This is a genomic window from Lysinibacillus sp. BPa_S21, assembly GCF_023337795.1.
Lineage (GTDB): Bacteria > Bacillota > Bacilli > Bacillales_A > Planococcaceae > Lysinibacillus.
Map to the genome: position 1 here is coordinate 77845 of NZ_JALIRS010000002.1, position 11842 is coordinate 89686.

At 37.8% G+C, this 11842-nt stretch carries 11 protein-coding genes; 1 reads left to right on the forward strand and 10 read right to left on the reverse strand.

The genetic code is table 11. The features are described from left to right. Positions 1-3: 3 nt before the first annotated feature. The 10 genes from MOK21_RS03640 to hpaI form a co-directional block, all read right to left on the reverse strand. Positions 4-771 (reverse strand): fumarylacetoacetate hydrolase family protein, encoded by a 768-nt coding sequence (locus MOK21_RS03640; RefSeq protein WP_308221863.1) that lies wholly within the window; start codon positions 769-771, stop codon positions 4-6. A 65-nt stretch (positions 772-836) separates the two neighbouring features. Then, positions 837-2393 carry a solute symporter family protein gene (locus MOK21_RS03645; protein ID WP_249072623.1) on the reverse strand — a complete coding sequence of 519 codons (1557 nt, stop codon included), beginning with the start codon at positions 2391-2393 and terminating at the stop codon, positions 837-839. Between the two features lie 4 nt (positions 2394-2397). Continuing rightward, complete coding sequence (locus tag MOK21_RS03650) at positions 2398-2751, reverse strand: DUF485 domain-containing protein (protein ID WP_249072624.1); 354 nt, start codon at positions 2749-2751, stop codon at positions 2398-2400. Positions 2752-2801: 50 nt separating this feature from the next. Then, positions 2802-4244: an aldehyde dehydrogenase family protein gene (locus MOK21_RS03655; RefSeq protein WP_249072625.1), complete on the reverse strand. Its 1443-nt coding sequence runs from the start codon at positions 4242-4244 to the stop codon at positions 2802-2804. Between the two features lie 33 nt (positions 4245-4277). Then, complete coding sequence (locus MOK21_RS03660; protein WP_249072626.1) at positions 4278-5174, reverse strand: cytidyltransferase; 897 nt, start codon at positions 5172-5174, stop codon at positions 4278-4280. Between the two features lie 21 nt (positions 5175-5195). Next, a complete protein-coding gene (locus tag MOK21_RS03665) occupies positions 5196-5669 on the reverse strand; it encodes a flavin reductase family protein (RefSeq protein WP_249072627.1) in 474 nt (157 codons plus the stop codon). Between the two features lie 22 nt (positions 5670-5691). After that, positions 5692-6675 carry a 3,4-dihydroxyphenylacetate 2,3-dioxygenase gene (gene hpaD / locus MOK21_RS03670; RefSeq protein WP_249072628.1) on the reverse strand — a complete coding sequence of 328 codons (984 nt, stop codon included), beginning with the start codon at positions 6673-6675 and terminating at the stop codon, positions 5692-5694. A gap of 25 nt (positions 6676-6700) precedes the next feature. Continuing rightward, positions 6701-8173, reverse strand: a complete 1473-nt coding sequence (gene hpaB, locus MOK21_RS03675; protein WP_249072629.1) for a 4-hydroxyphenylacetate 3-monooxygenase, oxygenase component — start codon at positions 8171-8173, stop codon at positions 6701-6703. A 27-nt stretch (positions 8174-8200) separates the two neighbouring features. Further along, positions 8201-9718, reverse strand: coding sequence for a 5-carboxymethyl-2-hydroxymuconate semialdehyde dehydrogenase (hpaE, locus tag MOK21_RS03680; RefSeq protein WP_249072630.1), 1518 nt, complete (start codon positions 9716-9718; stop codon positions 8201-8203). 70 nt (positions 9719-9788) lie between these two features. Next, a complete protein-coding gene (hpaI, locus tag MOK21_RS03685; protein WP_249072631.1) occupies positions 9789-10715 on the reverse strand; it encodes a 2,4-dihydroxyhept-2-ene-1,7-dioic acid aldolase in 927 nt (308 codons plus the stop codon). Positions 10716-10847: 132 nt separating this feature from the next. On the opposite strand from hpaI, the gene MOK21_RS03690 reads away from it, so the two are divergent. Continuing rightward, positions 10848-11753 (forward strand): LysR family transcriptional regulator, encoded by a 906-nt coding sequence (locus MOK21_RS03690; protein WP_249072632.1) that lies wholly within the window; start codon positions 10848-10850, stop codon positions 11751-11753. Positions 11754-11842: the final 89 nt, after the last annotated feature.

The following is an 11842-nucleotide window of genomic DNA, read 5'->3' on the forward strand; positions in this document are numbered from 1 at the left end:
TTCTTATTGAACTGTATTTTCTAAATAACCGATTCCATCGATTTCAATTCGTACTCGATCTCCCTTTTCAACAAGCGGGGGATTCTCAGGTACTCCAACCAGTAAAACATCTCCCTCATACAGTGTCATGAATTCCGAAATTTCAGAAATCAATCGTGATACAGGACGAATTAAATTGGCCGTTGTATTCTTTTGTTTTAATTCATCGTTAACGAATACACTAATCGTCAACTTATTAGGGTCAGCGATTGCATCGCGTTCAATAATCCACGGACCAACAGGGCAAAAGTTATCTCTTGCTTTTTGTTTAATAGCTGGTCGATAAAAATTCTCATGTGGAATACTCACATCATTTACAATGGTGTATCCTAATACATGATCCAAAGCTTTTTCTGCTGTTACACGAGTAGCGTTTTTCCCAATGACAATGCCCAATGAAGCACCTACTTGCAGATGAGATGTCTCCTCGGGAAATGGAATTAAAGATTTAAATCCAGTAATGGTGTTCACCGGTTTTATATATAAGACAGGTGCTTTGGGAGGCTGTTTATAAGGTTCTTTAGTTAATGATGAACCTAATGCCTTAAGCTCGCCACTATAATTTAATAAAGCCCCATATACAGTACCCGAAATTGGTGCCTCCAAAGAGGACTGCTCTACTGGTAATTTTCTATCACCGAGAATAATTGTATTGCTTTTGGGATCTACTTCCACTTCTTTTGTGTGAAGGGTTTCACTAAATTTAATAATTGCCTTACTCAAACTATTCACTCCTCTCATAAACTCGTAAATTCTTCAAATAATTACTTCATTTTATTGAGCTTGCAAAACTATCACTAATGATGAACTACACCTTTAACATCATTACCTATATTTGACTTAACGATAATTTCTGAAAAATCATCCTCTACATTTTTTGACTTACGGGCCCCTATAAATGTACCGATAAAGCAGCCTAAGAAACCTAATGGTATAGAAAGAATTCCTGGTGATGCAAGAGGGAAGATAGGATTACCAGTAAATAAGGCAACACCTGGTTCTGGATTCCAAACATTTGGACTTAACAAAACCAGACCAATCGTGCTAATTAATCCTATAAGCATCCCAAAGATTGCTCCAGTTTTGTTGAATTTTCTCCAAAAAATAGTTAATAAAATAACAGGTAAATTCGAACTCGCCGCTAAAGTTAGAGCGAGTGATGATAAAAAGGCCACATTAAAATTTTGAAGAAATAGTGATAAGGCAACGGCGCTAGCGGTGATGAGAATCGATGCAAGGCGTACCATAAACATTTGCTGTTTTTCGGTTGCTTTCCCGTCTTTTAAAATTTCGTTATAAAAGTCATGGGAAAATGCTGTTGCTCCCGTAACTACAATTCCAGCAACAACTGCGAGAATAGTAGCAAAAGAAACCGCAGAAATGAAAGCGAACATCAAATCTCCGCCAATATACTTTGCTAATAATGGCGCTGCCATATTCCCTGCTGGGTTAGCCTCTATAATATTCGAAGTTCCAACTAGTTTTGCTGCTCCAAACCCAAGGAAAATGACCATAACATGGAAGAGCCCCATAATCCACATAAGCCAAACAACTGACTTTCTGGCTACCTGAGCATTAGGTACAGTTAAAAAGCGAACTAATACATGGGGTAGACCCGCTGTCCCAAGAATGAGCCCAAGTGTTAAAGAAGCCGCATCCCAACCATTTTTATATTTTAAACCAGGATTTAAGAAATCAATCCCAAAAGGCGTAGCTGTTTTCATATCAGTAAAAATACCAATAAAATTAAAATTAAATTTCCACATAACCATTACAAACATAATAAAGGTTCCACCTACTAAAAGAATGGCTTTAATAATTTGAACCCAGCTCGTTGCGGTCATTCCTCCAAACAAAACAAAAGCTAACATAGCAATACCAACAATAAGGACCGAAATATTATACGGAATACCTAATAATAATCGGAATAAAGCTCCTGCAGCAACAAGCTGTGCAAGCATATAAAAAATTGAGATGATTATTGTATTGAAGGCAGTTACACCTCGTACTTGTTTAAACCTAAATCGAGCAGTAATCATATCACCTAACGTATATTTTCCAAGATTCCTTAATGGTTCTGCCACTAAAAATAAAATGACAAGGAAGGAAACAAGGGCACCATACATGAGGAAAAATCCGTCATATCCCGTTAAAGAAAAGGCTCCAATTAACCCCAGAAAGGTAGAGGCAGACATAAAATCTCCAGCTAAAGCAAGACCATTTTGCCTAGCAGTCAGACCACCTCCAGCTGTATAAAAAGAACCTGCCGTTTTTGTTTTTTTGGAAGCATAGTACGTAATAAAAAGTACCCCTATTGACATGAGTACAAAAAGAAGAATAATATCCCATCCCATATGACTACAGCCCCTCTTTTACTAAGATTTGCTTTACCTTTTCGTCAAATTCAGCAGACTTCTTTACATAAACACTGCATACCCCAAATGACATAAAGATAATGGAAATACCGTAAATCCACGCCAAGGTAATGTCTCCTATTACTTGGACGTTTAATATATTTGTAAACAAGGCTAGGAATGGTAAAGCTAATGAATAAGCTAAATAAAAAATTGTATATGGAATAATAAACTTTTTCTTATCTAAAAGTAGTTGTTTAAAATCTTCCGAAGTGGCAATTTTGACATAATCTATTTGTTTGTTGTCTTGTTGTTCGATGTCTTTATTTACACTACTCTGCTCTTTTACTAGCTCCAAATTGACAGCACCTCTTTCCTTTAATAGGCTTGCTTCTAATTCTCCGATTATTAATTTCTATTAAAAACCACTAGTTTTAGTTCTGTCATTTCCTCTACAGCATATTTTATGCCTTCTCTTCCAACGCCACTTTCCTTCACCCCTCCATAAGGCATGTGATCTAAACGAAACGTTGGAATGTCATTAATCATTACGCCTCCAACATGAAGGTTTTCAGCTGCCGTTAACGCTGTATGAACATTGTCCGTGTAGATTCCCGCCTGAAGACCATATCGCGAATCATTTACTTGCTCAATTGCTTCCTCTACTGCTTGTACTTTATTGATGATCACAATTGGAGCAAACACTTCTTGACACGAAACTTTTAAAGAAGACTCTGCATTTAATAATACCGTTGGCAATAGAATATTCCCTTTTGCGATTCCCCCAGTTGCTACTTCTGCTCCTTGTTGTTTCGCCTCATGAATCCACTCTAAAGTACGTTCCACATCTCCTTTTGAAATAAGCGCTGAAACATCCGTTCGTGGATCTAAAGGATCACCAATTTTGAGTTGTTGTGTTGCTTCAACGAATTTTTGCACAAATGTTTCGTACAAACTTTCATGAATATAAATTCGTTGTAATGATATACATACTTGACCTTGGAAAGAAAAAGCTCCCTTCACACAACGATTAATAATTGAATCAATATCGATCCCTTTATCAATAATAACGGCTGCATTTGAACCAAGTTCTAATGTCACACGCTTCAGTCCTGCTTTATTTCGAATACCAATCCCAACAGCTGGACTGCCCGTAAATGTAATAGCCGCAATTCTATCATCGGTCACGATTTTATCCCCCACGACTTTTCCGCTTCCCGTAATAATATTAAGAGCTCCATTAGGTAAACCAGCTTCCTGTAACAACTCTGCTAAAAAGAAAGCAGATAGTGGCGTTTGAGATGCTGGTTTTAATACAATTGTATTTCCTGCGGCAATGGCAGGACCTACTTTATGAGCAACTAAATTCATCGGGAAATTAAATGGCGTAATCGCTCCAATAACCCCAATAGGTTCACGCACCGTATAGGCTACTCGTTTTTCTCCACCTGGTGCAGCATCCAATGGAAGTGTTTCTCCATGAATTCGCTTTGCTTCTTCAGCTGCAAATTTATACGTTTGGATTGTCCGTTTCACTTCTTCGATTGCAGTAGCAATTGGTTTAGCTGCCTCTAAAGCAATAATTTCTGCCGCTTCATCTAAACGTTTCTCCAACAAAGCTACCAAACGTTCCAAAATAGCTGCACGTTCGTGGGCTGGCATTTTCGCCATTACTGTTTTTGCACGACATGCAGCTTCAATTGCCTCATTCACTTCTTGTTCATTGGCCTTAGGAATATATGCAATAACATCTCCAGAGTATGGAGATGTTAGAGATGCATGTTCAGTGGATTCTTTCCATTGACCATCAATGTATAAGTTTTTCTTTCTTGCTTCTACTTTTAAATTCATATTCTACTCCTTTCTGTTATAGCCTACTTTTAATTAGATCACTAGCTCATCTTTTTGCATGTATTCATTCATACCGTATGACTCATTTTGTTTGCCATACTTATAATCTAGCCACTTTACCTTAATCTGCTTCTTGTATGGATATATAGAACAATCTTTTAATTGTATTAATAATGAAAGGTGTTGCTCATTTATCGCTATTTGGTGGCAGGTTCCATCATAATGATGACCATCTATTTCAACTTGAATACGATAAATACCAGGTTTAGGTATTCGGTATTTGTTTTTTACTAGTAATTTAAGAAACTGATGTTTTTTATAAAAAAGAGAACCTTGATTCACTTCTCCGTCAATTTCATAAAAATCGCCAAGGTACATAGGAATCTTTTGCACATGACCTTCATCAAGCAATTTTCGGATTGCTGTTGAACTAATTTTTTCATCATCATGTTGGATCTTTGGAACAGTCGTTACTTCCAAACTGCCGGGATTATACTCTGATAACGTTTTCATATTACCGAGTCCTTTATAGCCATAATGATAATCAAAGCCTGCTACAACATGAATACATCCAAGTCCTATAATGTATTGTTCAACAAAATCGTTAGGGGAAAGGCGGGCAAACTCAGGGCTAAACTCAACAACAAATAACTTCTCAACACCCAGCTTTTCAAATCGATCTTCTTTCAAAGGAAGTGGTGTTAAATAAGTCATTGGCTCCATATGAGGAAAGAGTATATCTTTTGGGTGCGGATAAAACGTCATAACACCAAAGGCGCATTGTTTTTGCACAGCAATTTGTTTGGCTGTTTCAAGAATTCTTTGATGACCGATGTGAACGCCATCAAAAAAACCAAGAGCCAAAACACAAGCTTCCATTTCAGTGAACTTTGATTTATCAATTGAACTTTTGATATAAATTGTCTCCATCGTTTGCCCCCTCCTTTTATGTTAAGAAAACTGCGGTGCAGCGAGCTGGCCATATTTTCCTGCAAAGAATGTCAGTGGTTTTCCTTCACGAAGAACAATATCTTCTACTTCTCCAAGGAACAGCGTATGGTCACCAGCTACTTGCTTTCCATATACATTGCATACAATGTTCGCCAGTGCATCCTTTACTACCGAGATTTCGTTTAGGCGGTCAAATTCTGGCTCACGCTTTTCTTTGATCTGACCGGCGAATAACATAGAAACTTCTTGCTGGTCTTCCGATAAAATATTCACAGCGAATTTACCAGATTGGTTAATTTTATCAAGCATTTTCGCATTTTCTTTAATCGATATTAGTACGAGTTTCGGGTTTAGCGACACTGACATGAAGGCATTTGCTGTCATGCCATGAGGCTCTCCGTTGATGTCCGTTGTAATAACTGTTACGCCGGTTGCAAATTTACCCATGGCATCTCGAAATGTACGATCATCCATTGAAATTCCTCCATTCTTTTATTTAGATAACAAGTTCTGGTTTACGCTGTGCAAGGTTTGGTGACTTCGATTGAATTTGTTCATTCGTTTCAATATCTAAAAATGGGGATGTTTCATTAAACCAACTGTCCGGTGCTTTTGCCCCCCATAATGTTTGACGACGTGGGTCATTTAAATCCCATCGAATTGGCTCGAAGTCATTGTCACTTGTTAAATAATCTCCGTTATACAGCTCTATGCGGTATCCATCTGGATCTCTTAAATACAAGAAGAACGCATTGGATAAGCCGTGGCGTGCTGGACCTCTTTCAATGTTCTCTGAATAGCCAAGAGAAGCTAAAACATCGCAGCAGTGAATTAGAGCAAGTGGATCCGGTAGCCAGTAAGCAAAGTGATGAAGACGCGGGCCATCTCCGTTCATAAAGGCTTGATCATGCACGGTCTGTTTGCGGTGTAGCCACGCAGCCCAAATACTTCCATCTTCTATCGTTGTATATTCAGAGCATGCAAAACCTAACTCGTTGATAAAGAAGTCGTAAGCTTTTTCTACGTCTGGTACAGCACAGTTTACATGGTCAATCCGCTGAATTCGGGCACCGCTGTATAAGTCGTAGCGCTGAAGTAAGCGCTCTGCTTTTTCAATTTTACAGAAAAATTCAAGAGGCATCCCTGAAATATCATGTACATGCAATGCACGCCCAAGAGCATGCTGGGTTCCTTCTTTAAGCCACTTTGTTTTTAATCCTTTTGATTGAAACAATTCAGCCAAACGATCAAGATCTTCTTCTTTTTCTACTTTGTATCCGAGTGCGTGTACCCCTAACGTCTCGGATTTTTTAAGAACCAAACTGTGGTGTGTGTGTTCTTCAAGCCCTCTCAAATAGACACAATCATCCTTTGTTTCCGTTTCAATCATGCCGAGCGCTTTTACATAAAAAGCTTTTGAACGGTCTAAATCCTTCACATTAATAATAGTTCTGGCAATACGAATGATATTGAAATCCATACCCTCATCCCCCTTAGTCATTTAATTAGCTATTTTTAATAAACGCTTCTGATCGATTCAAAAATTCTTTTACACGATCAACATATTCCTGTTTGTCATAACCGTTATAAAGCGTACTTGCCATTCTAATTGGATCACCGAAGAAGAAGCGCTCATAAAGTGTTTGTCGAGAACCGAATGAACTTAAACATACATCCCATGCTAAACGATAAAGTTTCACACGATCATAAGCGTCCCCAGTGGCTGATTGTAAATACTTATCAAGATCCGGACGAATAGCAGAATTGAAGTCCGATTCTGCTGGAATAGCCATTAAGCCACTTGCACCCATTAATTGCATAATCTCTGTAAAGCGAGGGTAAATTTTCGGGAAGTAATGACGTGCAGCATTTAACGGTGCAAATTCTGGTGTCATAGTTCCCCATCTATCCACTTTTGCATTTGCTTCGGCAGCAACGACATATGCTTTCATCGTTTCAAGCGCAATAATTACCTCTGAGATTTTCTCTTGTATATGTTGATATTGACCAATATTAATGGTCTCTGCCATTAATTGCAGAATACCAAGTACAAACTCTGTTTTTGAGATGTTTTTAGATACAACTTGATGTGTCATATGAACAACTGCATTACTTTCGTTGTAAGCCTGGTTGCACACATTCACATCACCAAGGGCAAAGACTCTATTCCACGGAACGACAACATCATCAAATACAACAATGGTATCCATTTCTTCAAAGCGAGAACCTAGCGGATGGTCGAAATGGGACTTACCATAATCAAAAGATTCTCGACAAATAAATTTTAAGCCCGGTGTGTTATTCGGGATAGAGAATGCAAATGCATATGGATTTTCTTCAGCTGATTGTTTTAACAAAGTAGATGGGAATACCATGATTTCATCGGTAATACCACCTTGAGTAGCAAGTAATCTTGCCCCTTTAATCACGACCCCTTCAGATGTTTTTTCTTTAATTCGTGCTGCAATATATGGATCTGGAAGCTGTGCTGAATTTACTCCCCTATTGACTTGAGGCTGAATCAACGTATGTGTTAAGGATAAATCATTTTCACGACAATACTCGTAGTAGTTGGCCATGTTTTCGGCATAGATCGAGTCCTGTTTTCCAAACATTTCTGAAGCTGAACCATACGCCATCATCCCGACATTAATGTAATCAGGGGAACGTCCCATCATGCCACCATTATATTTCGCCCATTCTTGCATCATTTTGCGACGTGTCACCAAATCTTCTTTTGTTTTTGGCTGAATAAAAGATGTACCTACACGTTCACCAGTTGTTGGAGATACATATGTCATGTAATCCTTTTTGTCTGGATGATGTTGCAAATCGTAAAGTTCTGCCTGCGTTTTCATAACTCCTTTAAAAGCTGGATGTTCAGAAATTTTCCCTTCTACCTGTTTGCCATCAATCCATATATTTGCCTGTGCATGATCAACTCTTTCAATATATTGCTTTCCTGTTTTTGCTGGCATGATTGTTTCCCCCTCGTAAAATAGTTTTTACTTCCCAAATTGCGGGATATGATGGTCACCTATAGCAACATGGACTACCTTTGGTTCTGTATAAAATTCAAACATGGCGTAATGACCACCCTCTCTTCCAATGCCACTATCTTTCATACCGCCAAATGGAATTCGAAGATCTCGTACGTTTTGAGCGTTAATCCAAAGCATACCTGCTTCAATGGCATCCGCCATACGATGTGCTCGTTTTAAATCTTTTGTCCATACAAAACCAGCTAGTCCGTAAGATACTTCATTTGCCATATGAAGTACTTCTTCATCTGTTTCAAATTCGATTACGGCCATAACGGGACCAAAGATTTCTTCCTGACACACTCTCATGTCATTTTTTGCATTTAATAAAAGTGTCGGTGGTACAAAATTACCTGCCTTTACCTTCTCCGGAACCACTCCCTGGACTACTTCACAACCTTCTTGTTTAGCGATTTCTATATATTTTGTTACCTTGTTGTAGTGACCTTTTTCAATTAGCGGACCAAGCTGAGTTGAAGAATCCATCGGGTCACCAATTTTAATGTTAGCTACACGTGCTTTTAATTTTTCAACAAATTGATCTTTAATTTTTTTATGCAAAAATACTCGAGAATTGGATGTGCAACGTTCTCCATTAAAAGAGAAAATCCCCCATATTGCTGCATCCAAAGCTCGATCAAGATCTGCATCATCAAATACAATTAAAGGTGATTTCCCACCAAGCTCCATCGATGTTTTCTTTAAAGTATCCGCAGAGTTTTTAATAATAGTGGAACCTGTAGTTGTTTCACCTGTAAATGAAATCGCTTTCACATCTGGGTGCGCAACAAGAGCAGCCCCTGCTGTTTCTCCAAAGCCATGAACGACATTAAAGACTCCCTCCGGAACTTGAGCTTTATGAATAATTTCAGCTAATTTATTTGCAGTCAATGGTGAAAGTTCAGCTGGTTTTAGAACAACCGTATTGCCAGTTGCTAAAGCAGGCGCTACTTTCCAAGTCTCTAACATGAATGGGGCATTCCATGGCGTAATTAACCCTATAACTCCTAAAGGTTTATAAACTGTATAATTAATGAATTCATCATCCATTGGGTAAGATTCGCCATGCAATTTTGTCTCGACCATTCGTGCGTAAAAACGGAAATTTTCTGCAGCACGTGCGGTTTGATTTCTTGTTTGACTAATTGGCAGACCTGTATCTAATGATTCTAAGAACGCAATTTCTTCAATTTCCTCATCGATGATGTCTGCAATTCTATTAATATATTTCATTCTTTCTTTCAATTTCATCTTGCCCCACGGGCCATTCTCAAACGCTTCTTTTGCTGAAAGAACTGCTTGATTTATATCCGCTTCACGTCCCTCAGCAATATAGTTGTTTATTTTATTAGTAAATGGATTTTTATTGTCAAAAGAAGCACCTGACTCACTGTCGACAAACTGTCCATTAATATAGAGTTTTACATTTTCTACTTGCATGTGTTCATGTTTTTTTTGAGTATCAGTTACTTGAACTTGCATGTTAGTACACTCCTCATTCTTCTCTTACTCCTGTAACAAGGAGTAAGAGAATTTTTTAGATTTCATATTATTATTTAGTCGCAATCGCATTTGATAAAATACCATATTGATTTAAAACATCACGAATTTCGTTTTGCAGTGCCTCAGATGGTAAATCCATTGGCTTACGTAAAACTGGCTCAATTTTACCCATCATGCCCAGCGCAGCTTTTACTGGTCCAGGGTTAGTTTCTTTGAATAACACATCATTTAATGTCATTAATTCATAATGAAGATTTAAAGCTTTTTCAGCGTCGCCTTCCTCCCAAGCATTGTGCATTTCTGCTACTTTCGCTGGTGCAACATTTGCTGTGGCGCTTATAGAACCTTTTCCACCGATTGTTAACATTGGGTAGCAAAGAAGTTCAATTCCCGAGAATAGACTAAAATCTCTACCACAATTTAATAGCACTCGATTGACATGTTCAAAATCTTTATTTGACTCTTTAGCCCCAATAATGTTCGGGCAATCTTCAACAAGTCGAGCCATTGTCGTTACTTCCATATTCACCCCTGTTCTTCCAGGAATGTTATATATAATAATTGGAATATCCACAGCATTGGCAATGGCTTTAAAGTGTTTATATAATGCTTGTTGGGAAGGTTTGTTATAATATGGAACAATGACCATCGCAGCATCTGCTCCCATTTCTTGAGCAGCCTTTGTTAGCCGAAGCGTTTCATTATGATTAACTGATCCCGTCGCAGGTACAAATGGAACTCGTCCGTTAATTGTTTTACTAGCTGTGTCCATCACAAGCTCTCTCTCTTCGATCGTTAGAGAACTAGGTTCCCCAGAAGTCCCGGTTACCGAAATACCATGACTCCCGCTTTCGATTTGCCAGTTAATTAAACTTTTAAATGTCTGTAAATCTAAACTTTCATCTTGCTTGAATGGTGTAATAACTGGTGCAATCGAACCTTTTATAATTTCTTTAGCTTTTCGAATTCTAGACATTTTATCTTCTCCTTCTATACCTTTTTATGGAATCGCTTTCAAGATTAATGTATCATTAAGTTTAAAATATTTAAAATATTTAAAATGTTTGAAACGTATATAAAATAAATATGCATTTTAAGGAGGAATTTCATGGATATAAGACAATTGCGATACTTTGCCACTATTGTTGAAGAAGGCCAAATCACTAGAGCAGCAAAAAAGTTACATATGGCCCAACCCCCTCTTAGTCAACAGCTAAAAGCGCTGGAGCAAGAACTTAGTACTCTTTTGGTCGTACGAAATGGCAAGAATATAGAACTAACAGCAGCAGGAAAAGTTTTGTATAAGAGAGCCACCAATCTTTTAAGTCAGATTGATGAAATAATTATGGAAGTAAAAGAAGTAGGAGAAGGTCTTAAGGGTACCCTATCAATTGGATCTGTAAAAACATGCTTTTCTTACCTACCTGAACGCATTCGTTTTTTCAGAGAAAAATATTCAAACGTTACATTTCGTTTATACGAAGGGGATACCTATCGATTATTACAAGATTTAAGAAATAGGCATATTGAGGTTGCTGTAGTCCGGTTACCTTTAGCATCAGAAGCAGATGATTTATCCGCACTACCATTACCTCCGGACCATTTTGTAGCCGTTATCCCTGAGACGTGGAATTATGAAAATACAATAAAACTAGATGAACTTTCAAGTATGCCACTAATGTTGCTACAACGTTTTAAGGGTGTTGGTCAATACGAACTGGTTATAGAAGCTTGTCGAAAATATCACTATGAACCAAATATTGTCTGTCAATGTTCTGATGCTGCTATGATTATGTCCCTAGTTAGAGAAGGTGTCGGTGCTTCCTTACTTCCAAGGTCTGTTTTACATTCATTCCCTATGAATGGTCTGAAAATATTGGAGCTTGAAGAACTTAGTATTCAATCAGATTCAGCCGTTATCTGGTTGAAAGACCGTTACCTTTCAAAAAGTGCTATTAAATTTATAGAAACTTTTAAGAGGGAGCACACTTTAAATTTTTCACAAGTGGAATGACTCGAATAATCATGATTTACCTAGTACATGTACATGAATCTAGAAACATCGAAAAGCCAAATTTAGCCGTTAAACCTTTGATATATAAT

What these genes read in the sequence shown, in the direction of transcription:
- MOK21_RS03665 (WP_249072627.1), bottom strand. Translation starts at nt 5,669, where the DNA reads ATGGATGATCGTACATTTCGAGATGCCATGGGTAAATTTGCAACCGGC.
- MOK21_RS03655 (WP_249072625.1), bottom strand. Translation starts at nt 4,244, where the DNA reads ATGAATTTAAAAGTAGAAGCAAGAAAGAAAAACTTATACATTGATGGT.
- hpaD (WP_249072628.1), bottom strand. Translation starts at nt 6,675, where the DNA reads ATGGATTTCAATATCATTCGTATTGCCAGAACTATTATTAATGTGAAG.
- hpaI (WP_249072631.1), bottom strand. Translation starts at nt 10,715, where the DNA reads ATGTCTAGAATTCGAAAAGCTAAAGAAATTATAAAAGGTTCGATTGCA.
- MOK21_RS03660 (WP_249072626.1), bottom strand. Translation starts at nt 5,174, where the DNA reads ATGGAGACAATTTATATCAAAAGTTCAATTGATAAATCAAAGTTCACT.
- MOK21_RS03690 (WP_249072632.1), top strand. Translation starts at nt 10,848, where the DNA reads ATGGATATAAGACAATTGCGATACTTTGCCACTATTGTTGAAGAAGGC.
- hpaB (WP_249072629.1), bottom strand. Translation starts at nt 8,173, where the DNA reads ATGCCAGCAAAAACAGGAAAGCAATATATTGAAAGAGTTGATCATGCA.
- MOK21_RS03645 (WP_249072623.1), bottom strand. Translation starts at nt 2,393, where the DNA reads ATGGGATGGGATATTATTCTTCTTTTTGTACTCATGTCAATAGGGGTA.
- hpaE (WP_249072630.1), bottom strand. Translation starts at nt 9,718, where the DNA reads ATGCAAGTTCAAGTAACTGATACTCAAAAAAAACATGAACACATGCAA.